General features: G+C 36.4%; 33 protein-coding genes. 29 read left to right on the forward strand and 4 right to left on the reverse strand.

Annotated elements, in window-relative coordinates:
- The first annotated feature begins 49 nt into the window (after positions 1 to 49).
- From NYE62_RS09455 to NYE62_RS09465, 3 genes are all read left to right on the forward strand, one after another.
- Positions 50 to 724 (forward strand): SLOG family protein, encoded by a 675-nt coding sequence (locus NYE62_RS09455; protein WP_166851895.1) that lies wholly within the window; start codon positions 50 to 52, stop codon positions 722 to 724.
- 15 nt (positions 725 to 739) lie between these two features.
- The gene (locus NYE62_RS09460) at positions 740 to 1,003 is read left to right on the forward strand and encodes a hypothetical protein (protein ID WP_048355014.1); all 264 of its coding nucleotides are present in this window, start codon (positions 740 to 742) and stop codon (positions 1,001 to 1,003) included.
- Positions 1,004 to 1,178: 175 nt separating this feature from the next.
- Complete coding sequence (locus tag NYE62_RS09465) at positions 1,179 to 1,409, forward strand: hypothetical protein (protein WP_205164328.1); 231 nt, start codon at positions 1,179 to 1,181, stop codon at positions 1,407 to 1,409.
- Positions 1,410 to 1,448: 39 nt separating this feature from the next.
- On the opposite strand, the gene NYE62_RS09470 is transcribed toward NYE62_RS09465, so the two are convergent.
- The gene (locus NYE62_RS09470) at positions 1,449 to 1,709 is read right to left on the reverse strand and encodes a hypothetical protein (protein ID WP_205164329.1); all 261 of its coding nucleotides are present in this window, start codon (positions 1,707 to 1,709) and stop codon (positions 1,449 to 1,451) included.
- A gap of 120 nt (positions 1,710 to 1,829) precedes the next feature.
- Between NYE62_RS09470 and NYE62_RS09475 the strand changes: the two genes are divergently transcribed.
- The 3 genes from NYE62_RS09475 to NYE62_RS09485 all read left to right on the forward strand — a co-directional run bounded on the left by NYE62_RS09475 (position 1,830) and on the right by NYE62_RS09485 (position 3,996).
- Positions 1,830 to 2,318, forward strand: coding sequence for a deoxyuridine 5'-triphosphate nucleotidohydrolase (locus NYE62_RS09475; RefSeq protein WP_342497419.1), 489 nt, complete (start codon positions 1,830 to 1,832; stop codon positions 2,316 to 2,318).
- 274 nt (positions 2,319 to 2,592) lie between these two features.
- The gene (locus tag NYE62_RS09480) at positions 2,593 to 3,414 is read left to right on the forward strand and encodes a hypothetical protein (protein WP_342497420.1); all 822 of its coding nucleotides are present in this window, start codon (positions 2,593 to 2,595) and stop codon (positions 3,412 to 3,414) included.
- 168 nt (positions 3,415 to 3,582) lie between these two features.
- On the forward strand, positions 3,583 to 3,996 hold the full coding sequence (locus tag NYE62_RS09485) for a hypothetical protein (RefSeq protein ID WP_205164332.1): 414 nt from the start codon (positions 3,583 to 3,585) through the stop codon (positions 3,994 to 3,996).
- A gap of 65 nt (positions 3,997 to 4,061) precedes the next feature.
- Here the strand turns inward: NYE62_RS09485 and NYE62_RS09490 are convergent, their stop codons facing one another.
- Both NYE62_RS09490 and NYE62_RS09495 read right to left on the reverse strand, forming a co-directional pair.
- Positions 4,062 to 4,874: an ATP-dependent DNA ligase gene (locus NYE62_RS09490; RefSeq protein WP_342497421.1), complete on the reverse strand. Its 813-nt coding sequence runs from the start codon at positions 4,872 to 4,874 to the stop codon at positions 4,062 to 4,064.
- A gap of 69 nt (positions 4,875 to 4,943) precedes the next feature.
- On the reverse strand, positions 4,944 to 5,618 hold the full coding sequence (locus tag NYE62_RS09495) for an SOS response-associated peptidase (protein WP_199022590.1): 675 nt from the start codon (positions 5,616 to 5,618) through the stop codon (positions 4,944 to 4,946).
- Between the two features lie 70 nt (positions 5,619 to 5,688).
- Between NYE62_RS09495 and NYE62_RS09500 the strand changes: the two genes are divergently transcribed.
- The 20 genes from NYE62_RS09500 to NYE62_RS09595 all read left to right on the forward strand — a co-directional run bounded on the left by NYE62_RS09500 (position 5,689) and on the right by NYE62_RS09595 (position 23,861).
- The gene (locus NYE62_RS09500) at positions 5,689 to 5,910 is read left to right on the forward strand and encodes a hypothetical protein (protein ID WP_342497422.1); all 222 of its coding nucleotides are present in this window, start codon (positions 5,689 to 5,691) and stop codon (positions 5,908 to 5,910) included.
- A 360-nt stretch (positions 5,911 to 6,270) separates the two neighbouring features.
- Positions 6,271 to 6,417: a hypothetical protein gene (locus tag NYE62_RS09505; RefSeq protein WP_342497423.1), complete on the forward strand. Its 147-nt coding sequence runs from the start codon at positions 6,271 to 6,273 to the stop codon at positions 6,415 to 6,417.
- Positions 6,418 to 6,422: 5 nt separating this feature from the next.
- Entirely contained in the window at positions 6,423 to 6,860 is a 438-nt protein-coding gene (locus NYE62_RS09510) for a YopX family protein (RefSeq protein WP_311379261.1), read from the forward strand.
- 37 nt (positions 6,861 to 6,897) lie between these two features.
- The gene (locus NYE62_RS09515) at positions 6,898 to 7,185 is read left to right on the forward strand and encodes a hypothetical protein (RefSeq protein WP_342497424.1); all 288 of its coding nucleotides are present in this window, start codon (positions 6,898 to 6,900) and stop codon (positions 7,183 to 7,185) included.
- Positions 7,186 to 7,318: 133 nt separating this feature from the next.
- Positions 7,319 to 8,143 (forward strand): poly-gamma-glutamate hydrolase family protein, encoded by an 825-nt coding sequence (locus NYE62_RS09520; protein ID WP_342497425.1) that lies wholly within the window; start codon positions 7,319 to 7,321, stop codon positions 8,141 to 8,143.
- Positions 8,140 to 9,882 (forward strand): right-handed parallel beta-helix repeat-containing protein, encoded by a 1,743-nt coding sequence (locus NYE62_RS09525; protein ID WP_342497426.1) that lies wholly within the window; start codon positions 8,140 to 8,142, stop codon positions 9,880 to 9,882. The genes NYE62_RS09520 and NYE62_RS09525 overlap by 4 nt, the downstream gene beginning before the upstream one ends.
- Before the next feature lie 38 nt (positions 9,883 to 9,920).
- A complete protein-coding gene (locus tag NYE62_RS09530; protein ID WP_342497427.1) occupies positions 9,921 to 10,298 on the forward strand; it encodes a hypothetical protein in 378 nt (125 codons plus the stop codon).
- Between the two features lie 192 nt (positions 10,299 to 10,490).
- Positions 10,491 to 10,874: a hypothetical protein gene (locus NYE62_RS09535; protein ID WP_342497428.1), complete on the forward strand. Its 384-nt coding sequence runs from the start codon at positions 10,491 to 10,493 to the stop codon at positions 10,872 to 10,874.
- Positions 10,875 to 11,012: 138 nt separating this feature from the next.
- Entirely contained in the window at positions 11,013 to 11,387 is a 375-nt protein-coding gene (locus NYE62_RS09540) for a hypothetical protein (RefSeq protein ID WP_342497429.1), read from the forward strand.
- A 28-nt stretch (positions 11,388 to 11,415) separates the two neighbouring features.
- A complete protein-coding gene (locus NYE62_RS09545) occupies positions 11,416 to 12,330 on the forward strand; it encodes a hypothetical protein (RefSeq protein WP_022553129.1) in 915 nt (304 codons plus the stop codon).
- A gap of 87 nt (positions 12,331 to 12,417) precedes the next feature.
- Positions 12,418 to 13,389, forward strand: a complete 972-nt coding sequence (locus tag NYE62_RS09550) for an ATP-binding protein (protein WP_022553130.1) — start codon at positions 12,418 to 12,420, stop codon at positions 13,387 to 13,389.
- 42 nt (positions 13,390 to 13,431) lie between these two features.
- Complete coding sequence (locus NYE62_RS09555; RefSeq protein ID WP_342497430.1) at positions 13,432 to 13,902, forward strand: hypothetical protein; 471 nt, start codon at positions 13,432 to 13,434, stop codon at positions 13,900 to 13,902.
- 14 nt (positions 13,903 to 13,916) lie between these two features.
- Entirely contained in the window at positions 13,917 to 15,431 is a 1,515-nt protein-coding gene (locus NYE62_RS09560) for a replicative DNA helicase (RefSeq protein ID WP_342497431.1), read from the forward strand.
- A 15-nt stretch (positions 15,432 to 15,446) separates the two neighbouring features.
- Positions 15,447 to 16,583, forward strand: coding sequence for a hypothetical protein (locus NYE62_RS09565; RefSeq protein ID WP_342497432.1), 1,137 nt, complete (start codon positions 15,447 to 15,449; stop codon positions 16,581 to 16,583).
- Positions 16,583 to 18,313, forward strand: coding sequence for a single-stranded-DNA-specific exonuclease RecJ (gene recJ, locus NYE62_RS09570; RefSeq protein WP_342497433.1), 1,731 nt, complete (start codon positions 16,583 to 16,585; stop codon positions 18,311 to 18,313). The genes NYE62_RS09565 and recJ overlap by 1 nt, the downstream gene beginning before the upstream one ends.
- A 12-nt stretch (positions 18,314 to 18,325) precedes the next feature.
- Positions 18,326 to 22,255, forward strand: coding sequence for a DNA polymerase III subunit alpha (locus NYE62_RS09575; RefSeq protein ID WP_342497434.1), 3,930 nt, complete (start codon positions 18,326 to 18,328; stop codon positions 22,253 to 22,255).
- A 26-nt stretch (positions 22,256 to 22,281) separates the two neighbouring features.
- Positions 22,282 to 22,989 (forward strand): 3D domain-containing protein, encoded by a 708-nt coding sequence (locus tag NYE62_RS09580; protein ID WP_342497435.1) that lies wholly within the window; start codon positions 22,282 to 22,284, stop codon positions 22,987 to 22,989.
- 11 nt (positions 22,990 to 23,000) lie between these two features.
- Complete coding sequence (locus tag NYE62_RS09585) at positions 23,001 to 23,204, forward strand: YorP family protein (protein WP_014417936.1); 204 nt, start codon at positions 23,001 to 23,003, stop codon at positions 23,202 to 23,204.
- A gap of 4 nt (positions 23,205 to 23,208) precedes the next feature.
- On the forward strand, positions 23,209 to 23,367 hold the full coding sequence (locus NYE62_RS09590) for a hypothetical protein (RefSeq protein WP_094032728.1): 159 nt from the start codon (positions 23,209 to 23,211) through the stop codon (positions 23,365 to 23,367).
- Complete coding sequence (locus tag NYE62_RS09595) at positions 23,364 to 23,861, forward strand: AAA family ATPase (protein ID WP_053574338.1); 498 nt, start codon at positions 23,364 to 23,366, stop codon at positions 23,859 to 23,861. The genes NYE62_RS09590 and NYE62_RS09595 overlap by 4 nt, the downstream gene beginning before the upstream one ends.
- A 199-nt stretch (positions 23,862 to 24,060) precedes the next feature.
- Here the strand turns inward: NYE62_RS09595 and NYE62_RS09600 are convergent, their stop codons facing one another.
- Positions 24,061 to 24,246, reverse strand: coding sequence for a hypothetical protein (locus tag NYE62_RS09600; protein ID WP_342497436.1), 186 nt, complete (start codon positions 24,244 to 24,246; stop codon positions 24,061 to 24,063).
- A gap of 141 nt (positions 24,247 to 24,387) precedes the next feature.
- Between NYE62_RS09600 and NYE62_RS09605 the strand changes: the two genes are divergently transcribed.
- From NYE62_RS09605 to NYE62_RS09615, 3 genes are read left to right on the forward strand one after another with little or no spacing between them, the layout of a single operon-like run.
- A complete protein-coding gene (locus NYE62_RS09605; RefSeq protein ID WP_095353282.1) occupies positions 24,388 to 24,603 on the forward strand; it encodes a hypothetical protein in 216 nt (71 codons plus the stop codon).
- Between the two features lie 37 nt (positions 24,604 to 24,640).
- The gene (locus NYE62_RS09610) at positions 24,641 to 24,868 is read left to right on the forward strand and encodes a hypothetical protein (RefSeq protein WP_053574333.1); all 228 of its coding nucleotides are present in this window, start codon (positions 24,641 to 24,643) and stop codon (positions 24,866 to 24,868) included.
- A 14-nt stretch (positions 24,869 to 24,882) separates the two neighbouring features.
- Complete coding sequence (locus NYE62_RS09615; RefSeq protein ID WP_020954086.1) at positions 24,883 to 25,080, forward strand: hypothetical protein; 198 nt, start codon at positions 24,883 to 24,885, stop codon at positions 25,078 to 25,080.
- The last annotated feature ends 71 nt before the right edge of the window (positions 25,081 to 25,151 follow it).

Here is a 25,151-nt window from a genome sequence, read left to right on the forward strand (position 1 = left end):
CTACAGAATCACAATAAAAAGACTGTTTTAAAGAGAAAGGAGCTGAACTATGGCAATTGATTTTGCAAAGTTAAATGATCCAGAATGGAAAAAGCAGTGGGCTGATGAAAGAAAAGAACGAGAGCGGCTTTTAGAAGAACAAGAAACACTGAGAAAGAAGACAGTTTGCTTTACCGGTCACAGACCAAATAAATTGGGTGGCTATGATATGAAAAATCCCACAATGCTCAAACTCAAAAATAAGCTGCTTGAAGTGATTGAGGAGTTAATCATAAAAGAAGAGAAGTCCAGGTTTATAACTGGTGGAGCATTAGGAACTGACCAGGCTGCTTGCTGGTGTGTACATATTCTAAAGAAGAAACACCCTCATATCAAAAACATAATTGCTACACCTTTCAAAGAACAAGACAAAGTGTGGTCTGCAGACCAAAAAATGTGGTACAAACGTATGCTTGATGTGGCAGATGAGATTATTAATGTTGAAGAATTAGATAAATATAAAGTTAGTGGAGATAAACCAGGTGAGTTTTCACCAGCTAAGATGCAGAAACGAAATGAATACATGATTGATCACAGTGAAGCAATAGTAGCTGTTTATGACGGAAGTAAAAGTGGGACAAGGAACTGTCTGAATTACGCTAGGAAAACATACTTAGGACATCAAATTTGGAGGCTGCATCCGAAATGCGAATTTGAATTGGATATAAGCTATACGCCTGGATGAGGAGGAATATATAACATGAATGAATTTAAAATTGTGAATTTAGATGGAGTTAATTGGGGATCGCATAATGACGAAACTTTAGATTTCAAAGAATTGATTACAGGAGGAACGATTGCAGTAGGCGACGTTGTTAAAGTTGAAGGACGAGGCGATTGCCCACTTCCTCTAAGGGAGAACCAATTTTGCATAACATTTAACAAAGAAAATGAGTTGTTTCTTGAAGAACCATTTACTTTAGAAGAATGCAAATCATTGTTTGGTGCAGAATTTAAATATTGAATTAAAAGGATTATTTCATTGTAAGGAGGAAGGCACATAGGTTATTTAAAGCACATAATTGATACAGCCTGGTTTAACTTAGTTTGGTTTAGATGGCATCTTGGAGCGGACATAAGCGTATTTGACGGCTGCGGATGGTATACATATAAATATTTAAAGAGTAAAAATAAAATAAATGGAGGTTATAAGGGTGATAAAGAGGAATCTGCTTAGTAACCACGTTGATGAGATTATTGGTGAATATTACGCTGCTAAAGGATATTCAGTCCAGAAAATTGACCGTCAGGAGAATGGCCAACTCATTGTTATTACGGAGCGAGCAGCTAAAGAACAGAAACAAGAAAAAGTCGATATTGCATTTGATTTTGTACATAGAAGACAGCATAAAAAGAAATGCCTTTCTTAAAACAAGAAAAAAGGAGCTAAAAAGCCCCTACCTTTAAGCTTAAACAACTTTTGTATAAATAGCCGTATAAAACTGAATTGAGTAATCGAAATAATATCTTGTAAGAGTATAAGTATATCCGTTGTATTCAATAGAAGGCTTGAAGTTTGGTATTGGGCTAATCTGATATATGGTGTCATAATCATATTCATCACTTTTTACTACCACTTCAGACGAAGAACTTGTTGCCAAGGCAGGAACAGCGGATGTTAGCATGCCAAATGTTAAAGCAGAACTCAATAAAATTTTTCGAGGGTTCAATTATATCAACTCCATTAACATTTTATACATTAATTATGAGGTAAATGGAAGATGCTTCGGAAGTGAATAATGGATCATAAATAGTTAAAATCGTGATTTTAAACAATGGGAGGAAGCGAAATGAACGTAAATATAAAACGGTTATCACCAGACGCACAGGTTCCGGCATATGCGCACGCAACAGACGCCGGCTTCGATTTAGTGGCGGCAGAGGATGTTATTATCGAACCGGGCGAGACGGCGTGTGTGCCGACGGGCTTAGCGTTTGAGATTCCGGAAGGCTTTGAAATGCAGATAAGACCGCGCTCTGACATTACGCTGAAGACGCCTTTGCGCGTGCAGCTCGGTACAGTTGACGCGGGCTATAGGGGCGAGGTCGGAGTGATTGTCGATAATATCGCCTGTGATCCGTTCTGTCCATCTACGAGGTATCTACTATTTATTGACGGGTCCCAAAAACGTAAGGATTACGAAATGCACGACGACACTTATTCTATTCGCAAAGGAGATCGTATCGCACAAGCGTTAATCAAGCCGGTCGAGCAGGCGGTGTTTACGGAAGTTGATGCGCTCGGCGATAGCGATCAGTATACGAGTCAGTCAATTTAAAGTCTGAATCGACGCTTTTTCTCAAAGTCATCGGGATACTCATTCTGCTTTGACTTAAACACAAACCAAATTACAGCTCCTAGTGAATAATCCATGACTTTATCAAAAATCCAAGTTGTGAAAAGATCCATTAGAATTTTCATTGGATTTCACCTCCGAGAATATTTGGCATCTGTCTTGCATAATGCCTTTGCAATATAAAGAGTGAAATCCAATATGAAAGTCTAAAAAGATTGAAAAAACTTTTTAAAAAAATATTGAGGTGGGATAAATGATGGAAACTAACGCAAATACCCACGTACTGCCTGACGAAACACTTGGCGGCATCAAGCGGGAATACGTAAAGGTCGATCGGAAGGCGGAGGTCGGTGAGAAGATCGTAATTATTGGGAAAGAGGAGTTCGATGAAGGTTACGAAATCGGCGATATTTTTACAGTAAATCACACTCATCACACAATGGACGGAGACGTACACAGCGACGCAGCCTCATCTGGTATTAATTGCGACGGACTTATCTACCGCGAAGAATACCACGTTCTCGAACCTACCAACATCGTGCACATTGACGGTCGACGCTACGAAATGGTCGAACGTGAGGGGGAAGTAGGCGATAAAGTTATTCATGTTTATAAAGGAGAGTCGAATGGCATTGTCCGAGTTGTTCGCAAAGCCGCCGACGATGGAGTGGATGTTGATACATTCGAAGATGAGGGAGAATTATATAGCGGTTTTTATCATGGACATTATTACGTTCTCGTCTCTCTAGATAAAGAGAAGACCTTTGAAAATAAAAATAGTATATACAAAGAAGTCAAAAACTACATACATAATGAATTAGGTATTTCAAGACAAGACGTACAAGAAATGATTAGCATTGCGGTTTCTAATGAAGTTCAGAAGATGTCTGAGTCAGGAAAGCTGGATAGTATTGCAGGAGCAAAGATTGACAAACTTATTGAAGAAGGTTTTGAAAACGGAGGTCGGCTGCTACATGGATTTAAAGAAAGGGTGTCACAAACATTTTCCGATGAGGTAGGCAAACGTATTGCAAACGTATTGAATATTAATGTGGAATCAAAGGAGGAAGGGAATTGACCAAGAACGAACGAGAAGATTATTTAAAGAGACTTGATGAATATGGATTGACAGAAGAAGAGAATGAGGAAATGACGAATATTTTAAATGATTTTGTGGGCTATGATATTTGGTAAATTATTTAGGGATCAAAATAAAATAGTTATTTTATAGAAGGAGAGGGTGTAGATGGCATCAGGAGAGCAATTGAAAAGAATGAACGACATAAACGATTTGATTAAGCTTATCGCAAGCATTGATAGATGTACTTTCTTCTGTAAGTCAATGAATCGCATAGCGTATTTCAGGTTTAAGAAGAAACTGTTTTTCGTTGATGATTACACGGGAGCTGACGTTTACCCATATGAAATGGGATACGGTAGTCCAAACGGCTTTTCACATGGAGGCAACATGTGGCAACTGGTCAACAGTTTTAGAAAGTTCATCATAACAGGGAAATTCGGTGAGCTGAGGGATTATAAAGAAATATGGGCTTACAGCTATGAAGGATGTATGAAAATCCGTCAGAAGGCAAAAGAAATAGGGTTTATACAGACTGTTGATTATCCTTATAGCTTCGATGAATGGATGGAAACTAATTGATCCATGTACTAAATTTTCATTAAGCTTTAAAGGGCTTGGCATTAAGGAGTTATGTACAGGAGAGATTATACTCTCCAGGATACGAAGGAAGGTATGCGGAGTTTGCCATGCTTAGTCTTAAATCTGTGCTTAACCTTACATAAGATAGGTTCGATAAATACATATTCATCAGATTCAGACTTTACATGTTTCATAGAGTGCAACTTACTTCGTTCCGCGTTCGGCATGAATTCCATAAATCCAGCTGCAGTTCCATCAGGATAAGACAGAAGGAATTTAATATCCTTCTTCGTGTAGCCGGTTATGAGAACTTCAGTGTAATCATAATTAATCACTTTAAGCCAATTATGCGAACGTTTATTGATCTCATAAGGGGAGTTAGCTTTCTTGATTACGATTCCCTCTAAATTCTTTTCTTTGGCCAGGTTGAAGTAAGCAAGACCGTTACCTTGAATTCCTTCGATAACACAAACATTTGGATGATTCAGTTCAAGTGAGTTCAGAACTGTCTTACGCTCAGTGAGCGGCTTAGCTGCTATTGACTGACCGTCTTTGTAAATAACATCAAAGACACAGTAAACGATCTTATGGGCTGATTTTTTGGACATGAAACGTTCCATTACAGCTTCAAAGTCAGGAGCACCGTCTGAGGCAGCTACAATAACTTCACCATCGAGCACGGTTCCATCTGGAATATCTAAGTCCAAGAGTTCTGGGAACTTACTTGTTACTTCGTTGTTGTGACGAGTGTATAGCTTAATCTGATTATCAAATTTAGAAAGGATGAGTCTTATTCCATCAAATTTCAGCTCGGTAATATAACTATCGTCATCAAATGGTTCTTTGATTGAATGCAATAACATTGGCGATACAAACAATATATCACCTCCTACTTAGAACATAATAGCTAAGCGAAGGTGATATATAAAGCAAAACGACTGTGGTACTTAATGGGATTCAATGAGCTCCGGTGAGTTGTTTTTAGGTGAGTTAACTAAGGATGAAACTTGATAAGCTTCCATGTCATTAGAGTTATACGGCAACAGTAAGCTTTGAAGATAATCAGGGTCAGTGTTTTTAGGATTTAGCCATTCCTTTTCATTCTCATCTGTAAGGATAACTGGCATCCGATCATGAATGTCTTCCATAAGCTCATTAGGCTTTGTTGTGATGATTGTGCAAGTATACAGCGGATTGCCTTCTGACGTGTTCCACTTTTCATATAAGCCGGCAAAAGCAAAGAGATTGGAGGATTTGAGCTTAATACGCATAGGAATCTTAGTCTTTGGATCAAGACGCTTCCATTCATAAAAACTGTCAGCTGGGATAATACAACGTTTGCTTACGAGTGGCTTTCGAAAGCTGGGTTTCTCGGCCAATGTTTCAGCACGAGCATTAATCATTTTATACCCGATCTTTTCATCCTTAGCCCAAGGAGGAATAAGACCCCATCTAAGCTTACCCAGACGATTGTTTGACCCATCATTAATGATTGTCAGGATGTTTTGTGAAGGAGCGACGTTATAACTTGGATGGTATTCGTCTTCAGGCAAAAATTGATCTATATTGAATTGCTCAATGATGTCATCGAACTCAGAGAATAAAGTGAACCTGCCACACATGTTCATCATCCTTTAGGGTTTTTGAATATTGTACAGGCTTGATACACGAAAATCAAAAAGGAGGAATGTGATGAAGCAACAAACAGTTGAGGTTAAAGAAGTGGATGTGTTAATTAGAGGGATATGGACAAAGAAGAGGTTCACTGATATTCAAAAGGGGCAAACATTTAAGATTAAGGAGAATGGAAGAGCAAAGAAATACATAGCAAGAACAGATCCTTATTGGGATGACATGTATGAGACTTACATAATTGATTTATTGGATAAAAATAAAATAAGTGTATTAGGGTGATGTTTCTGAATTTATTGAGAGATGCACGGATATTAAGAAGAGAACTTTTCCTTGGAGCTTTAGCGTTAGTAGGTATGAACTTGTTCGTATATTTTCTATTTGGTGGTTTAACTGCCATAGACAATCAGAGGATAATAACACGAAGAATTGGAATGTTTGTTGTAAGCATTGGAATACCATGTTCTTTTATTCTAAAGTACTTGATCGTTTGGAGACCGTTAATCCGTAAGGTAATGGAAGAGTTAAAGGAAGAAGATCAGAATGAACGTACACTCAAGAAATATGAATTTCTAAGAAAGAAATTTGATAAAACAGAGATTTTATAAGGAGAAAAATAAATTGAAAATGGAGGTAAGGAAAATGAGATACAAAGCGAAAGTGAAAGCGGTAGCCGAAATGGAGGTATGGGTGCATGAAGATGCCGCGGGAAATATCGAAATAGAATACGTTGAATATGTTGATGAAATAGAGGATTTTGAAAATATTAGGCCAATGGACGGGAGGTAAGGAGAATGAGAGAGATTAAGTTTCGGGCTTGGGACGATGTCAAAGACAGAATGCTTTATTTAGGCGAAGAAGATGACATTGTTTTTGATTTTGGTGGAAGCGGTATTGTTGCTACAGACATTACAGAAGACGAACCTAATTTTAAAACGTTGCACCATCTAATTTATTTGCAATATACCGGGCTGAAGGACAAGAACGGTCAGGAGATTTATGAGGGAGATATTGTAAGGAACCACCGTGATAATTCAAATGAGCTATTAGAAGTTTTGTGGCAGGAAGAAGTGGTTGAACATGCTTCAGACGGGATCTATTGGACAAAAGAGGTGCCAGGTTTTAGATTCAAGCGAACAAAGCGAGGCTTGACTACTGTATTTGTAGCTCATGTTGATTTAGAAGTCATCGGCAACATTTACGAAGACCCTGAGCTTTTAGAATCTAAATAAAAACGATATTTTAAACAAATTAAAGGAGGAGACAATTATGAAAGTTAAGGATATTGAATTTTACGAGAGTTGGAAGTCTAAAAATAGATGCATGTATGGCTCAGGTATATTTAAGTATGTAGAGAGATGGGCTAATCTAATGGAAAATGAGATTGCTAAAGGTGCAAAAGTAAGCGATATTGCTGGAAAATTATCACGTGAAGCTGACACAGAAGGTATTACAGGATATATGTATGGTGCGTCTGTAAGTATATTATCTCAATGTTGGGAACATGGAGATCAACTAAGAAGATGGCATTATAAAGAATACGGTTATGAAGGTTAAGGAACAGTAAATCCTGCAATACTTACGATCCAATAAAAGTGAATTGCTATTTAAAGGGGGTGATTTCAATGTGATTGATCCATATGATTTGAGTTTTAAGAATAAAACAAAAATAAAAAGGAGTGGTTATTAATTGTTAAGGATTAAAACCAGAATAGAGGATTTGTTAAAAAAGACTAAAGGAGCAGAAAAGAGAGACTTTGGACGGTACACTCTAATCTGCCCACCTCACCGCGAAGTGAAGCTATTAAAGTATATCACAGTTAAGAAGACTTTTCCAATCTTGGTGACAGCTTTGGTTTCGTTCCTGAATCCAGTGAGTATTTTAGCAGCGGACAAGTATCGTAACTTTGAAGAGCTCAAAGCGAATGAATCACCGTTCAATTTTAGCGTGTTCTCAAAAGAGCAAGACACTGATGTATTAATTCTTGCTCCCCATGGAGGTGGCATAGAAGGGGGAACAAGTGAGCTTGCAGAGGAATTAAGCGAAACATACTCTACATATCTTTTTGAAGCACTAAAGATACCAGGAGCATTTGATTTACATTTGACCAGTACGAATTTTGATGAACCACACGCACTTGAAATGTTGGAGGAACATGAGTTCACAATGTCACTTCATGGCTATGCAAGTAATGAAGAACATGTTTTAGTTGGCGGCACAGATCGAGACAAAGCTGAAACGATAACAAGTACATTAAATAATGCTGGTTACTCTGCAGAGCTTCTTGATGAAGGCACAAGGTTATCTGGTAGTAGCCCGAATAATGTTGCCAATAAAAATAAAACAGGAAAGAGTATTCAGCTTGAATTGAGTACTGGATTACGAAAATCAATGTTTAACACCTTTTCTCTAAAAGGACGCTCGGGAACAAGAAATGAAACCTTTTACAACTTCATTGACATCCTATCACGGTTTCTCAATGAAAATGTAGAAGGGAAGGTTTTGACAACATGAGTATACATCAGCCCTTATACTATTTTGTTAATGCTCTGGATTGGGGAATTGATGATAAAGGGTCAAATGCAATTGAAACAACAGAAGGAATAAACCGAGCCTTAGAGTACGCAAGCTCAAAATCATTTTATAAAGTACATATTCCAAAAGGCACCTATTTAATTGATGCAGTGAATACGTCAAGGCGGTTGCCTGAATTTGGCGGAGGTATTAATGTGCCGTCAAATATTGAGTTAATACTGCATCCAGAGGCTATATTTAAAGTGCAGCCAAATGATTCTCAAGGCTACTCCTGTTTCTATATCGGCCAAGCGAGTAATGTAACGATTCGTGGCGGTCAAATTATAGGTGACCGGTATGAACACGATTATTCAAAAGTAACTTCAATTAAAAGGACACATGAATGGGGATATGGAATTCATATTCATGGCAGCAGTAATGTGTTAATTGAAAATGTACAAGTCTCTGACTGTATTGGAGATAACATTTGGATAGCAGCTGATGGGATGATGAACACTTCAGGAACATATACGCCTTCAAAGAATGTAACCGTTCGAAAGTGCACTCTTTTAAGAGGGAGAAGAAATAACCTGGCTACCAATGGCTGTGAAGGTCTTCTTGTCGATGACTGTGATATAGAGGAAGCTGGGGGAGATACAATTGGGCCACAATTAGGAATTGATTTAGAGGGCTTTGGAGAAAACGGAATTAAATATGATCACCCGTATAAATTAACTGTGCGAAATTGCCGGTTTAAAAACAACGGACGTGGATCCGTTACAGCTCACACAAGCGGTCAAGTAATTATTGAAGGGAACTACAGTGACAATGTTATTTCTTACGGATTCAGCACTGATGTCAGCATTAAAAACAACAAGATAATCAATGATGCAGAGACTAAGAAATACGGAATTGACTCGGTCGGTGTTTCAAGTACGGAATCCGGAAACAGAGTTCAAATTGAGGGCAATACGGTAAGAGGGTTTGAAGTAGGAGTTTGCACAAGAGGAAAAGGCGTGTCGATATCAAATAATACTCTAGAAGGGATAAAGGCATGTCCAATTTCAACACATCAGGCAGAAGATGTATTAATCACAGATAACAGAATAGAGAACAGTGACTGTATTCAAGTCCAGGTTAGAAACTCAAATGATGTAAGGATTGTGAACAACAAAGGGAAAGGAACAATCTCTGCATACGCTGTAAAGATTATGGACTCTACCCGAATCAGTCTAATTAATAATGAATTTGTAAATGTGTACGGTGGAATTTATTGCGAAAGGTCTCAGTCAGTTCGTTTAAAGGGGAATGACTTATTGTTAAACGGAAGTGGATACGGCATCTTCTGGGATAAAGACTCTTCCGTCTCGCTGCAACGAAATGAAATTCATGAGCCTAGGAACGTAGCAATTAAAGGTACTCCTGAGAAGTACAGTTGTCAGATTAGTGAGAATCAGATTTATTTCTGTAAAGCATTAATCGCAATTCAATTGACTGGTGGATCAGAACACATATTAAAGGGTAATGAGATCATGTTTAACCGGTCAACAGACCAAGGATATGGTGTTTATTTAGAGAATACAAACAAGGTACGTCTCGTCAGAAACGATGCGCGTGGAATTGGAGGTAAGGTATTATCTCACCCGTATTGCACAGATAAAGCAAAGAATACAACCTTAATTCATAACACATTCGATAGTGGAACGCTGAAGACTGCAGAAGGAGATATTGTGGTCTAGATAAAACTGTAGTTTTAACAAGATTAGGAGATGGATATATGACCAATATTTTAAGCAAAGAACAAGATGAAGCAATCCGGTATTTCAAGAACAAGCTAAACATATCTGAAAAACTGTACATATCCCTGATTAATTTTAATCTGCTTAGAGATAAACACGAAGACTTTGGTAATAGACTATATGAGCTTTATAAGACAGACCCTTATCTGTATATTAGAGCGCTTAAAGAAGGTTATGTGGTTGATCAGCCAATTGAATTTAATGAAGCAATTGTAAGGTTCTATGATGGTGAAGATCTTGCTGTGATCCATAAGACTACTGGGAAGAGATATAATGTGAATGTTAAAATGAAAAAACTTCCTGATGGGTTTACGCTGCAAACAATGAACATGTGGTCTTGGAGTGAGGTTGTTTGATTATTCAAACTCCTTTGCAAATGGTATAATTGATTTAATAAAAGGAGTGGTACTATGTCAATCAATTCTATTGGAGGCTGAGTCATGGGAGTTAGAGTGGGAGGCTAATAAGATAAACATTTTGAGTTGCTATTTAAGCGGCTCTTCTTTTATGAGGTATTCTAAAAAATATCGTCGATAAAGGAGAAACTAATGAATTTCTTAACAGCAAAAAACGAGCACGGTGAAACGGTTTACTTTCAAACTCTTAATAGAAGACCTCAATTGGGTGATTTTGTGAAGCCAATCGATACAAGACGTATAGACAATGATGGTAATAGAATTGAAGAAAGTGGCAATGGTGCAAACAAATATGATGATCTAGATATGAACTCCTTTTATGAAGTATACAAGATTTTTAATGTTAAACACGTAATTATTAAAGATAAACTCGGTCATAAAGTTCAATTAGATTCAAGTCAATACCAATTAACAAAGAAAATCACTAAAGAGGAATATACAAATTTTAATGAAAAACTTCATTTATTAAAACATATGGATAACAACCTTAAAAGGATTAACAACTTTTCCAGCTAAATATAAGCACTTTGTCGAGCTGCAGATAGTAGCTCAACTCTTTTTAAAACTTTTTAGAATAAAAATAAAATAGTTATTGACCAATCTGTTTTGGTGATGTAAGATTAAGTTATCCCACAGAGAGAAAGGAGGAAAGAGATGAAAAAGGAATTAAAGATACTGAAAGTATCTGCTGAAGCTTTACATACATACAAAAACGATGTCAAAAGGAATTACGACATCGATGAAGACCAAGCAAGGAGAAAATTAACCAGGAATGTGATGTTGGTAAAGGAATTTAAGCCAAGAGGAATTAAAAGAGGTCTTTTTTCTAAAACATATTCATACGGAAACTTAAAGATCACAATCCGGCATGGAACAGTAATAAGGATAGAAAATGTAAAAGGTGATCCTGAACCTTGGGACTTTCCAAAAAAGAGATACATAGAATTAAACAAGCTACTGGGTATCAAGGATTGTAAGTTTAGTAGTAAGTCTCATTATAGGCATTTTAAGAGTAAAAATAAAATATAAACGAAAAAGAAAGAGGTTGATTATTTAAATGGCAGAAAATAAAACAGTATTACGTGAAGCATCAAATGTTGTAACTATTGAGGGGACACTTGCTGAGGTAAGACACACTGAGTGGAAAAGCGGCAAGGGGTTAAATATTGAATTAGACATTGAGGTTGCGCCAAATGAAGTACATACAGTGAAGGGCTTTTCAAAATATAAGAAAGCTGATGGCACAGATAATGCTATTGCCAAAGGTTATCAAACTATTATCAGTGATTATAAGTCCATTGCAGAACACGGGAGAGATCAAGCTGATAAAGTGAGAATTACCCAAGGAAAGATTGGATTAAACGAATATTACTCACAAGGGATTTTAAAGGCGTATCCACAGTTAACGACTAACTTTGTAAATAGACTGGACGCCAATGAAGAATTCAATCCAAGAGCAGAATTTGATGTTGAGCTGTTTGTAAAGAACGTAATCGAAGAAAAAGTAAAAGGTGAAGAAACGGGCAGAGTTAATTTAAATGGTTATATTCCTTTATATGGTGGGAAAGTAATTCCGTTTGAATTTGTAGTCACAAAAGAAGGGTCTCATTACGTTGAAAATAATTATGAAAAAGGGTCTACGGTTAACGTTTTTGGGAAGATTATTAACTTTAAAGAGCAAAAAGTAACGACCAAAACAGCAGCATTTGGCGAAGACAAGAAAGAAATAACAATTAATTCGAAAAGAGAGTACCTAATTACAGGTGGCAATGATCCATATGACGAGGATAGCAAAAATGCTTTTAATGCAGATGCAATTAAAAAAGCGTTGACTGAAAGAGAGATTTACCTAGATGAGCTTAAGAATGAAAGTGGCAATGAGAATAATAAAAAGTCTGGGTTTGGCGGAAGCGCTCCTAATAACAAGCCTTCAAAGCCAGTTGAAATTTCAGATGATGACCTCCCTTTTTAATGGATAAAAATAAAATAATTTAACTGAAAATACATAACTGGGTGGGCTTTGACTCACCCATCAAATCATAACTAAAGGAGAGTTTAAATGACAATCGATATTTTCAACCCTCAAATTTCAGTAGTAGCACAAGGACTAGAAGGAAAAAAAATACTTATTTACGGCAGTAACAACTTAGGAAAAACATATCAAGCTTCAAGAATGGAGAAGCCTTACTTCATCGCTTTTGAAAAAGGATTGGCAGCGAGAGATGGCATTCCATTTTACCCAATTAATCGATGGTCTGATTTTTCAAAAATTGTACGACAATTTGAGAAAAATGCAGAAAAAGCAAAAGAAATATATAAAACAATTGTAATTGATGGTGCAGATATTATGGCAAGATATTGCTCTAAATATATTTGTGATACATACGGTGTAAACAGATTAAAAGAAGGTAACAGTGGGTATGGATTGTGGTCTGAATATGAAACTGAATTATGGGAACAAATCGATAAACTAATATCACTTGATTTTACAATCGTGTTTATCACTCATGAAACTGAAGATGAAAATGGAAAGATACAGCCAAAAGGCGATAAGAGGTTAATGCCAACCATTCGTGATAACTGTGAATTCACTATTTATCTTAAGTCGAATGGAGTAGATGAGAATGGCACTGTAATTAAGTCAAGCGCATACCTTGCTGAAACTGATGAATTCTTCGCTCGATCAAAATTTGACTATGTGCCAACATTTATTGAGGAGTTTACAGCGGAAAATCTTACAAAGGCTATTGTTGATGGGATTGTTAAACAAGGAGAAATGGAAGGCATTAAACTGGTAACTGAAGAAGAGAAAAAAGAAGTGTATTCCATTGGGGAAAATAATTATGAAACGCTTATGGCTGAGATTAAGGAAGTCGGGATTCGCCTAAACGAAAAAGGCAAACTAGAGGAATTGAATGAAATAGTTGAAAAGCACTTAGGTAAAAATGCAAAAGTAACTGAATGCACTAAGAAACAAGTTGATGTAATGTCAGTTATTTTAGATGATCTTAAAGATCTTCTTGAGGATTAAAAATGAGGGAGTCATCTCCCTCTCTTTATGAGAGGTGATTAAATGGGTAGGCAGGTAAAGTGTCCCTATTGTGAGACTAAATTAGATAAAGATTTAGCGATTCCTTATAAAAAAAGATACTACCATGAACAGTGCTTCAACACGTGGAAGCAAGAATCAGAGCACCGAAAAGAGCTAATGCAATACATATGCAATTTATATGGCCTTTCATCCCCGACCGGTATGATGTTAAAACAGATCAAAGAGTTTCAAGAGGATTATGGTTATAAGCTAAAAGGAATTGAGCTTGCACTTAAGTACTTTTATGAAACACTAGAGAATCACCCAAGAGAGGGAGACGGCATTGGAATCGTCCCTTTTGTATATGACGAGGCTAAGCGCCATTACATAAAACAAAAGGCAATCCAAAAATCAGCTGAAGACCCTAAGAATCACAAAAGAGAAGAAATCACATTAATTATAAAAAAGGGATTGCGGAAGAAAAGGGGACTTGTTGACATCTCAACATTATAGGAAGGAGAGTCCATTTGCTACAAGATAAACAGGCCATTATTCAGGTTTTAGGAAGCATACTCAAGGATCCCACAATCTTGTCTGAAAGCAACAAGTATAGGATTACTTCGGATGATTTCCCTTCAAGATTTCACTCAATACTGTTTTTTGCTATGAGTAACTTATTCCAGCAAGGGACAGAAGTATTGAATGAGGTTGAGATAGATGGATATCTAAAAGATTACGACATCCAATATAAGATTTTTCATGATAACAATGGTCTTGAATACATCGAGAGAATTCAAGAGCTGGCTGTGGTCGAAAACTTTGATTACCACTACAAAAGACTAAAAAAGTTTAGTTTGCTCAGAGAAATGAGCGGCTTAGGTTTCGATATCAAGGAGATTTATGATGAAACTATAATTGATCCAAAAGAACAAGAAAAAATGCAAGAACAGTTTGATAAGAAATCGATTGATGAAATTCTAGCAGCTTATGAAATGAAGATTGTAGATGTAAAAGAGAAATTTCGAACTTCATCCGAAAGCGTGGGAATTCAAGGCGGAGAAGGCATTAATGAGTTATTAGATTCTTTTGAGGAGTCGCCAGATATTGGAGTACCACTAAATAGCGAAATGCTTACGTCAATTTTCCGCGGGTCTCGCAAGAAAAAATTTTACATTCGCTCAAGTATTACTGGTGGTGGTAAAACAAGAAATATGGTTGCTGATGCTTGTCGATTGAGTGCAACTGAGTTGTACGACCTTAAAAAGAAGGAGTGGGTGAAAAATCCTTGGAATGAAAGTTCTACGGTAATCTCAACAGAAATGATGGCAGAGGAATTACAAAGTTTGGCACTTGCCTATATCAGTGGTGTAGAAGAGAAAAAAATACTCAGAAATACTATTAATGAGCAAGAAAAACTGCTTGTGCGTAAAGCTGCTAAAGTTCTTCAAGAGTCCAATATTTGGTTCGAGCATCTGCCTGATTTTAATATCCAGGAGATCGAGAGAACGATTGAAAAGAATGTAATTAAAAATAATGTTGAGTACATTTACTTTGATTATATTCACTCCTCGGTGACAATTTTTTCGGAGATGAGTAAAAAAAGCGGCGTCAACCTAAGAGAGGATCAAATCCTTTTGCTTATGTCTGATAAGTTAAAGGGCTTATGCAACAAATACGATGTCTATATGATGAGTGCTACTCAGTTAAATGGTGAATGGAAAGAGGCATGGCAAAAAGGTCAAGTTATAGATGCATCTTACCTTAGAGGGAGTAAAGCTATTGCAGATAAGACTGATGCTGCAATGATTATTCTTCCTCTAAGTAAAAAAGAGAAGGATGCTATTGATCCGATTTTAAAAGCAGGTTTTTATTCAGAGCCAAATTTTGTTACACACGTGTTTAAAAACAGGGGAAATGAGTACGACAAAGTAAAAGTCTTCTCCCATATAAATATGGGAAATATGCGGATCAAGGATTGCTTCACAACAAATCTCGATAACGAATTAATTACAGTTGAAAAATTGAATGTTAAAGCAGGATAAGGGGTGTAGCACCCTTTGAAATATGATAAGGACAGAATAAAAGAAAGTCTTACGCTTGAGGATATACATAAAATATTAAAAGAATTGGGTAGCGAAAATAATCAATGGGATCAACAAGGAAACCCAATATACAGAACCGTTTGCCATAACGTTTCTGGTGGTAGCTACAAACTGTATTATTACCACGAAGCAAAGCAATTTCATTGCTATACAGAATGTGGAGACACATTCGATGTCTTTGAGCTTGTTATACGAGCCAAAAGACAAAAAGGGGTCAATATATCTTTTAATCAAGCCATTGAGTATGTTGCAAGGCTAGCTGGGGGAACATTTGGTTTCGGTAACAGGGAAACATTCACGAACAATGATTTAATTGATGACTGGGAATGGATGGGGAAGTTCAATAAGAAAAAAAAGATAGACATTGAGCTTCCCAGCTTCAATGAAACTGTTTTAGATGTGTTTTTGCCTTATCCTCATCAAATGTGGCTGGAAGAGGGGATAAGCATGCAAACATTAAATGACTTTGAAATTGGCTACTATTTTAGAAGCTACACAGAAGGTATAACCATTCCTCATCGAGATTTAAATAATAGATTGATTGGCATACGTAGACGATCTCTTATTAAAGAGGAAGTTGATGCCGGTTATAAATATATGCCTTTAAAAGTTGGGAACACCCTGTATAATCATCAGACCATGATGAATTTATATGGATTACATAAAACAAAAGATTCAATTGAAAGGTTTAAAAAAGCCTTAATTTTTGAATCAGAAAAGTCTGTTTTAAAATGCCAGGACTTTTATGGTGAAGCAAATTTCACATGTGCAGTCTGTTCAAACAACATTTCAAATTTTCACCGTGATATCTTACTTTCTCTTGGAGTGGAAGAAGTGTTTATTGCTTTAGATAAATATAGACCACCGAAAGAGCATGAGACAGAGGAGATGTATCAACGTAAACTGCTAGAGTATCAGAAAAAAATCTTGAAGCTTGCAGCAAAATTTACGCCGTATGTTCGTGTGTATGTTTTATGGGATTTTGAAAACATGTTGGATTATAAAGACAGTCCAGCTGATAAGGGAAAAGACGTTTTAGAGGAGTTGATGAGAAGAAAAATTGAAATCAATACGAATGAAGGAGGGATTTAGTGGCTTATAAGCTCATTGGCAACAATGATTATAATTTCAATCCATTATCGACAATTTTAAAAAACAGAGGGATTGAAAATCCGAAGAGCTTTATTGATGTGAACCAGAGCTCGGTCATTCATTTTTCAAAACTCGATAACATTGATAAAGCATCTGATTGTTTAATAAAGCATTTAGAGAATAAAAATAAAATATTTGTTCAAGTGGATAGCGATGTAGATGGGTACACATCCAGTTCAATCATTATCAATTATATAAAGAAGATTTGTCCGAAAGCAAATATACATTACAGAATTCAAGATGGGAAGGAACATGGGATTTTTATTGATACAATTCCTGATGATGTTGACTTAGTCATAATCCCAGACGCAGGTTCAAGTCAATTTGAGGAACATGAGGCTCTTAATAAGAGAGGCACAGAAATAATTGTTATTGATCACCATGAATGTGAACGAGAGTCTGAACATGCGATCGTAGTAAATAATCAACTTTCGCCTAATTATTCGAATAAAACTCTAACAGGTGCAGGAATGGCCTATAAATTTTGCCAGGCAGTTGATGAAAAGCTAAATAAAAATGAAGCCGAACAATTCTTAGACCTTGTATCTATTGGTAACATTGCTGATTCGGCTGATTCAAGAAACCTTGAAACCAGGTACTTTATGAATGAAGGCTTGAGGAACATAAAGCATCCATTATTAAAGAAGCTGTTTAAGAAGCAAGAGTTTTCAACCAAGGGTGACAAGAACATACAGAATACACAGTTCTTTATTAACCCTTTAATTAACGCTGCCATTAGGGTTGGAAGCAGTGAAGAAAAAGATCAAATGATGAGAGCATTCCTTCTTTCTAAAGAAAAGGTTCCCTACAAAAAACGTGGGCAAAGTGAAACAGAGCTTGTGTCAATACATGATGACACAGTTAGAATTCTAGGAAATCTAAAAGCAAAGCAGAAACGGATTGCAGATGCAGCTGGAGTGGAAATTAAAAATAGAATAGAGGAGAAAAGTTTAACAGCGAATAAAGTACTCATTGTTTACATTGAAGGAATTCTAGATAAGAGTCTAACTGGTCTGGTGGCCAATCAGCTTGCAGAAGAATATAAAAAGCCGGTCTTGTTAGCCAGAAACGATCCCGAAAAAGGTAAAGATATCTTGAGTGGCTCTATACGTGGGTATGACAAAGGGTTTATAAAGGATTTTAAGAAAGTGCTTATAGATACTGGATTGTTTGAGTTTGTTGAAGGTCACCCAAATGCAGCTGGTTTTGCAATTAAACGACAGAACTTAATTCTGGTGAACAAAGTGCTGAATGAAAAATTTAAAGACATAGATATTGAAGAAGATGTTCAAAATGTTGATTTTGAGATACCAGCTAATCAACTTAGAAAGGAATTTTTAATTAAGCTGTATAGCTATAAAGATTATTGGGGCTATAAGGTCGAAGAACCATTGGTAGCAATAACAGAACTAGAAGTTGATGTTGATCAAATTGAACACATCGGGAAAAAGAACAAGACAACAGTCAAGTTTAAGCATGGAGATATTGAATACATACGCTTTAAAAGCGATATAGAATACTTTGAGAAACTTACTCAATCAAATGGAACTTTAATACTTAATGTTGTTGGTAAGGCAAGGGTAAATGAATATAAGGGCAGACAAACACCTCAAATTGAAATTTATGACTTGGAGGTGGTTCGCACAAAGAAAAAAGAGCTTGTGTTTTAAGGGGGATGAAAATTGATTGGATGCCACTGTCACACTGATAAAAGTAACATAAGGCTTCTCGATTCAACAAATTCAGTAGGAGAATTGCTTAAAACAGCGGTTCAGATGAATTATAAAGGATTGGCCATAACTGACCATGAGGTTCTTTCAGCGCATTTGGAAGCAATTAAGACTGTCAGAGAAATGAAGAAAGAAGGGGATATGCCTGCAGATTTTAAACTCATACTTGGGAATGAAGCATATTTAGTCGATTCACTGGAAGAAGTTCGTGATAACTATAAGTCAGGACAGACAAAGTTTCCGCACTTTTTAATGTTGGCAATTGACCCTATAGGACATGAGCAGCTAAGAATACTGTCTTCACAAGCCTGGGAAAATTCATTTTACACAGGAACAATGGAAAGAGTGCCAACAGTTAAAAAGGATGTAGAAGGACTGCTTGGCAAAGATCCAGGTCATATTATCGCTACAACAGCTTGTCTTGGCTCCGAGGTGAATATCAATTTACTCAGAATCAAAGAATGCGAAGAAAACGGAGACATTCAGTCAATCAAGCAGCACAAATTAAAAATTCATGAGTTTTTAACATGGTGTATTAAAGTCTTTGGGAAAGATAAGTTCTTTATTGAGCTTCAGCCAGCTTTAAGTGAAGAGCAAATTTATTGTAATAAGAAACTTGTTGATATAGCTAACGGCTATGGATTGAAAGTGATTGTCACAACCGATGCACACTTTCTTAGACCGGAAGACAGGGCAATTCATCAAGCCTTTTTAAACGCCAAGGATGGAGAGAGAGAAGTCGATTCTTTTTATGAAGCATGTTTTGTTCAGAATGTTGATGAAATTCATGAGAGAATGGACTACATGGACGAAGAGCTCATCAATGAGGCTATTGAAAACACATTGCTAATTGGAGAGATGATTGAAGACTATACTATTGAGCACGAACCAATTATTCCAAAAATGGCTTTACCTGAGTTTGAATTATCCCATTTGTTCAAGCCGGCTTATGAGAAATATAAATATATAAAATTAATGGCTGAATCTGATGAAGAACAGGACAGGTATTTGTTAAAGCTAATTGAAGATGGTTTTAAGGCAAAGCTAATGAAAAAGGATATGTCTAAAAAAGAATTGCACTCAATTTTAAAACGGATTGATCTAGAATTGGGTGAGCTTTGGGAAATTAGTGAGAAGCTAAAACAGGCCATGTCATCTTATTATGTTACTGTCCGGGAAATCATCAATACAATTTGGGATGATGAGTGTGGAGGAGACAGCTTAGTTGGAGCAGCAAGGGGGAGCGCAGCAGGTTTCTTAGTAAACTACTTGTTAGATATTACGCAAATTAACCCAATGCAGTACAACCTTCCTCATTGGCGTCACATACATAAATCGAGACCAGATTTACCGGATATCGATATTGATACTGAAGGATCTAAGCGTCCAAGAATCTTAAAAGCATTAAGGGACAAGTTTGGAGAAAAAAGAGTACTGCAGATTTGCACTTTTGGAACTGAGAAATCTAAATCCGCACTTCAAACTGCTTGCAGAGGCTTAGGAATTGATAACGATATCTCTCAATATTTAAGTGGAATGATTCCATTTGAAAGGGGGGCAAACTGGACTCTCTCCGATTGTTTCTTTGGCAATGAAGAATTAGGAAGAAAGCCTATTAAGGAATTTATTAGAGAGGTCGAGGGATATCCCAATCTGAAAGAAACCTGTCTGAAAATTGAAGGTTTAACTAACAAACGATCTTCTCATGCAGCCGGCGTCCTAATATTCAATGATGAATACACCAAATCAAACGCAATGATGAGGACACCAAAAGGAGCATATATCACACAGTTCAATATGGGCGACAGTGAAGCAATGGGTTCAGTTAAGTATGATCTATTGACTATTGAGGGATTAGATAAAATTCGAGTAGCCTTAGACCAGCTTATCGAAGACAATCAAATAGAGTCCCAAGGAACTTTAAAAAGAACTTATACTAAGTATTTGCATCCAGACACTTTGGAGTATAACTCTAAGAGAATATGGGAAATGGCTGGCGAAGGAGAAATAATGGATTTGTTTCAGTTTGATACAGAAGTGGGCAACCAATCCGTTGTTAAAGTTAAGCCGAAAAACTTATTGGAAACAGCCGTAACAAATTCTTTAATGAGACTGATGTCAGAAGGGGAAGAACAGCCTGTAGATACATATGTAAGATTTAAAAAAGACATCGACCACTGGTATCAAGAAATGAGGAATTACAATTTAAGTTCAGAAGAAATGGATGTACTTAAAAAACATCTATATAAACCAGAAGAAGGTCTATACGGGATCGCAGATACACAGGAATCAGTTATGATGCTATCCATGGACAAAGAAATTGCTGGGTTTAGCATTGAAGAATCTAATAAGCTAAGAAAAGGGATAGCCAAAAAAATCAAAAAAATGATTGATGCAATAAAGACAATGTTTTTTGAGAAAGGGCGAAGCTTGGGAACATCTGAAAACCTTTTAAATTATGTCTGGGAAGTGCAATTTAAAAGACAATTCGGATACTCGTTCAGCAGTCTGCATACTCTTGCATATTCTATTATTGCTCTTCAAGAATTGAACCTTAACTATAAGTACAACCCATTGTATTGGAGCACAGCTTGTTTAACGGTCAACAGTGGTGGAATTGAGAGCGAAGAAGATCAGGCCACCAAAAAATCAGCCGCCACAAACTATGGGAAAGTGGCTGCAGCTATAGGGAATATCAGAAAAAGAGGAATTAAAGTTGATTTACCTGATATCAATAGCGCAAATTTTGGTTTTAAATCAGATACGGAAAGTAACTCTATTATATTTGGATTAAAAGGAATGAATGGAATCGGTGACGATGTTGTTCATCAAATAATTGCAAATAGGCCATACAGTGACTTTGACGACTTCATCGAAAGAATGTTCAGAAGTAGCATCCTTAAAAAAGGACAGGTAATCCAACTAATAAAAGGTGGTTGTTTTGATTCTTTTGGTGATAGACAAAAAACAATGAAATCCTTTATTAGTTTGATATCTGAGCCTAAAACCAAACTAACTTTATCGAATTTAAAAATGCTAATTGAAAACAATATTGTTCCCCAGGGATATGCTTTAGAAATTAGATTCTTCCGTTTCAAAGAATACATCAGCAAAAAGGTTTACAAGACAATGAAATCTCCAAAAGACAGGCTTTTCTTATTAGATGATATGTCTTCCGACTTTTACAATCAGCATTTCAGTGAAAGCGGAATCGTTGATATGATTAATGGACAACTTGTTATATCAGAAAGATTGTTTAAAAAAGAATATGACAGTAAAATGTCCAAAATCAAAGACTGGATATCGACTGAAGAAGCCTTAAGTGGACTTAACAATTGCTTACTTAAGAAAGAGTGGTCTAAGTATGCCGATGGATCTCTTGGTAAATGGGAGATGGATTCATTGAGTTATTACTATAACGATCATGAACTTTCTGGTGTTAACTTTGCTAAGTATGATATTGCTGATTTTTATGAGCTGCCAGAAGAGCCAATCAAAGGGAAACCATATCAATGGCGAGGAAAAACTCTGTATGAATATGAAACGACTAGAATTATAGGAACCGTATTAGACAGGGATAAAAACAAGCACACAATCACACTCCTTACACCTACAGGGGTGGTTACAGTTAAACAGTGGGCTGGTAGCTTTGGGCATTATAATAAACAGATTTCTCGACCTGTTGCTGGCGGCAAGAAAGAGGTTGTTGAGAAGTCTTGGTATACCAGAGGAACTTTGCTCATGTTCACTGGATTCAGAAGAGGCAACAATTTTATTCCTAAAGTATATAAGAACAGCATCTATAGCCACACGGTCTGTAGAATTGATCATGTTGACAGGAAAGGGAATATCAGTCTAACAACCAAAAGAGCTGAGGCATAGGAGGCAGGATTATCAATAAAAATTTTATGGATAAAAATAAAATAAAAACACACATTTTCAAATCTGTTTATGGTATGATGATTTTAATTCCCTTAACAACTTTTTCTTACATAAGTTATGAGCAGCATTTACATAAAACAGAGGGAAATGAAGACTCAATAAAAGAATCATTTTATAAGAAACCTAAACAGATTAGGATCCCATCAAGTGAGAATATTGTCTTGCGGTTATTTAAAAAAGCTCAAACGAACAAAGAACAACAATTAAAAAGGCATACAGAGAAGATTATCTCAGCAAAACTCATTAAACCTAAGCAAAGTAAGAAAAGGCACATGAGAGGAGGTGAAAAGGCAAAGCATAGAGTTTTTAAGAGTAAAAATAAAATTGATATTAAAGAAAAAGAAAACAAGCCGCCGGCCGCAAAGAAAACCATCCAGGTTAAGCTGAGTGCTTATATTGCCCACTGCCAAGAAGGATGCACAGGAACAACTAGAACAGGTGTTGATGTTACTCAATCAATCTATTACAAAGGGTATCGTGTTATTGCAACCGATCCAAGTGTCATTCCCCTGAATTCAATTGCTGAAGTGAGCATTGGTGGGAAAACGTTCAAAGCAATTGCAATTGATACTGGAGGCGCAATTGTTGGAAATAAAGTGGACTTGCTTGTAGCAACCGAGCGTGACGCAATAAATTTTGGCAAGCAAAATGGGACAATATCGATTATTAATTAGGAGGCGATTAATTGCCGAAGTTTTGGTCTTATCCAGAAGGGTTAAAAGTCATCATAAATGAGAATGCAAAGAACGCTTGTCCTCATCATGTTGGACGGGAAGGGAAAATTATTGAATTGCTTCACTCTGCCACATATGATTACGCAGTCAGTGATGAGACAGGTGATATTACATTCTTCAAGGAGCATGAATTAAATCCAGCTAAAGGAGGTTAATTGAATGTTTAAAAAGGGAGAGAAGGTGATTGCAGGTTTTACAGGAGAGATTGGTGTTGTTGCGCAAGTTGATAAAGGACATGAGCAATTAGAAGTTGAGTATCCAGATGGCTCATATAGAGTGATTGGCTTCAGCAATGTGAGAAGGGTGGAAGATAAATGACGATGATAATTTTAGAAGGAACTGACTGCTGCTACAAATCAACAGTGGCAGATAAGCTTAGCAAAGAACTTGGATATCCGGTCATAAAGGGATCCAGCTTTGAATTAGCTAAGAGCGGTAATGAGAAGCTGTTTGAACACTTCAACAAACTGGCCGATGAGGACAATGTAATTATTGATCGATACATATATTCAAATTTGGTTTATGCGAGAAAGTTCAAGGATTACTCAATCTTAACGGAAGATCAGCAAAGGGAGATTGAGGAGAAGATTAGATATAAAGCAAAAGTGGTTTATTTACATGCTGATCCGAAAGTTATTAAGCAGCGTTTACTTGAACGTGGTGATGAATACATAAATGATCGAGACATTGAGCCGGTCTTAGAGTTATACCGAGAAGTAATGAGCGATGTAGGATTACATACATATTCGTGGGATACAGAACAATGGAATAGTGATGAGATCGTAGAAGGTTTGATTCAATTATTTGAGTAAAAAATTGAGAGAAGGAGTGAATTAACACTCCTCAGTAACTAACGTGCTTCTACTGTTATTTTAAAAATTACATAATTGTCGTTAATGTCATACGCGTAAACCAATGCTGTGCCTAATGTTGAATGAGAGGATACAACACCACTGGAACTAATGCTAATAAGGTTGCTTCCAGAAACAATTTCCCACCGGGTGTAACCTTTTAATAGAGATACGTTAGAATTCCTAAGCATGTGTAATCAACTGTACCGAGCTGATCGCCTAGCTGCTTAACTTGGTCAACTGATTTGACAGGTGTTAGGGCTGAAGCTTGTGATGTGAATGCAGGGAGAGCTAGTGTTGTAAGCGATAGAGCAGAAACAATCAAGCCTTTGTAAAACTTTTTCATAAGAATTACCTCCTAGGTTTTGATTGTAAGTACAACCCTAGTCTAACATGTAAAAAATTTGAAATGTGTGAAGTGTTTGTGAAACCAATTAAAATATCTCTATTAAAGAGTAAAAATAAAATATAAGAGGTGGAGTCTGCGGTGAACTATCCAGAAAGCTTAAAAGAGAAAGCCGAAAAGATTAAAGACGAAGTAAGAAGCGGAAAATTAGACGAGGAGAAAATAAAAGCGATTGCTAAGTCTGCAGTTGAACTTTTAAGATCCGAAGAGAAGAGCCATACACATTATGCAGAAGTTGTCGGTGCAATTGCTGCAAACCTAGAAGATTTCTTTAAGTCTTATCTAAAAGAGGATTAATATAACAGGATTAAAAGAAAGGATAAAGGGATGTTTATTGAAAAGGTACTATGTTAGATGTAAAGATCACAAAGACGAAAATACGTCTTTAATAATTGAGGCGTTATCACCTGAACAGGCAAAAGAACAAGCATATGAAGTACATAAAGTAAGAGATATTTATAATGTGAGTCTGGGAGAAGGAAAGTCAAGGAATTATCTTGAACGAAAATATGCTCCATACATAAAAAATAACAACAGCAAGGCGGTAATTATCTTTTCATAAGGGAGGACAGATCCATGTATATATCTGATCCAATAAAAGAAACACTCGTGCAAAATATGGATCAACTTAGTAGCAGAGTTGATGAGTTGTTCATTTACCTTGAAAATGAGTTGCCTTCAACATCTGAAAGACAATGGAAAACTATAGACAAAAAATTCGGTGAGATTTTTACTAAATCTAAGGAATTACAAAATTACATAAGTTGTTTATAAAGGTGAGCAATATCCCTTTGATATAAGAACATCTGTGTTACTTAATATTCAAAATCGTCAGTATTTCTTAA

Origin of the sequence: Bacillus sp. FSL K6-2861, assembly GCF_038630725.1 — a bacterium.
Classification (GTDB): Bacteria; Bacillota; Bacilli; order Bacillales; family Bacillaceae; genus Bacillus; species Bacillus velezensis.

Coding starts and splice junctions, on each gene's coding strand:
- NYE62_RS09455 (WP_166851895.1), top strand. CDS start 50: ATGGCAATTGATTTTGCAAAGTTAAATGATCCAGAATGGAAAAAGCAG.
- NYE62_RS09460 (WP_048355014.1), top strand. CDS start 740: ATGAATGAATTTAAAATTGTGAATTTAGATGGAGTTAATTGGGGATCG.
- NYE62_RS09465 (WP_205164328.1), top strand. CDS start 1,179: ATGGAGGTTATAAGGGTGATAAAGAGGAATCTGCTTAGTAACCACGTT.
- NYE62_RS09475 (WP_342497419.1), top strand. CDS start 1,830: ATGAACGTAAATATAAAACGGTTATCACCAGACGCACAGGTTCCGGCA.
- NYE62_RS09480 (WP_342497420.1), top strand. CDS start 2,593: ATGGAAACTAACGCAAATACCCACGTACTGCCTGACGAAACACTTGGC.
- NYE62_RS09485 (WP_205164332.1), top strand. CDS start 3,583: ATGGCATCAGGAGAGCAATTGAAAAGAATGAACGACATAAACGATTTG.
- NYE62_RS09495 (WP_199022590.1), bottom strand. CDS start 5,618: ATGTGTGGCAGGTTCACTTTATTCTCTGAGTTCGATGACATCATTGAG.
- NYE62_RS09500 (WP_342497422.1), top strand. CDS start 5,689: ATGAAGCAACAAACAGTTGAGGTTAAAGAAGTGGATGTGTTAATTAGA.
- NYE62_RS09505 (WP_342497423.1), top strand. CDS start 6,271: ATGAGATACAAAGCGAAAGTGAAAGCGGTAGCCGAAATGGAGGTATGG.
- NYE62_RS09510 (WP_311379261.1), top strand. CDS start 6,423: ATGAGAGAGATTAAGTTTCGGGCTTGGGACGATGTCAAAGACAGAATG.
- NYE62_RS09515 (WP_342497424.1), top strand. CDS start 6,898: ATGAAAGTTAAGGATATTGAATTTTACGAGAGTTGGAAGTCTAAAAAT.
- NYE62_RS09525 (WP_342497426.1), top strand. CDS start 8,140: ATGAGTATACATCAGCCCTTATACTATTTTGTTAATGCTCTGGATTGG.
- NYE62_RS09530 (WP_342497427.1), top strand. CDS start 9,921: ATGACCAATATTTTAAGCAAAGAACAAGATGAAGCAATCCGGTATTTC.
- NYE62_RS09535 (WP_342497428.1), top strand. CDS start 10,491: ATGAATTTCTTAACAGCAAAAAACGAGCACGGTGAAACGGTTTACTTT.
- NYE62_RS09540 (WP_342497429.1), top strand. CDS start 11,013: ATGAAAAAGGAATTAAAGATACTGAAAGTATCTGCTGAAGCTTTACAT.
- NYE62_RS09545 (WP_022553129.1), top strand. CDS start 11,416: ATGGCAGAAAATAAAACAGTATTACGTGAAGCATCAAATGTTGTAACT.
- NYE62_RS09550 (WP_022553130.1), top strand. CDS start 12,418: ATGACAATCGATATTTTCAACCCTCAAATTTCAGTAGTAGCACAAGGA.
- NYE62_RS09555 (WP_342497430.1), top strand. CDS start 13,432: ATGGGTAGGCAGGTAAAGTGTCCCTATTGTGAGACTAAATTAGATAAA.
- NYE62_RS09580 (WP_342497435.1), top strand. CDS start 22,282: ATGGATAAAAATAAAATAAAAACACACATTTTCAAATCTGTTTATGGT.
- NYE62_RS09590 (WP_094032728.1), top strand. CDS start 23,209: ATGTTTAAAAAGGGAGAGAAGGTGATTGCAGGTTTTACAGGAGAGATT.
- NYE62_RS09595 (WP_053574338.1), top strand. CDS start 23,364: ATGACGATGATAATTTTAGAAGGAACTGACTGCTGCTACAAATCAACA.
- NYE62_RS09600 (WP_342497436.1), bottom strand. CDS start 24,246: ATGAAAAAGTTTTACAAAGGCTTGATTGTTTCTGCTCTATCGCTTACA.
- NYE62_RS09615 (WP_020954086.1), top strand. CDS start 24,883: ATGTATATATCTGATCCAATAAAAGAAACACTCGTGCAAAATATGGAT.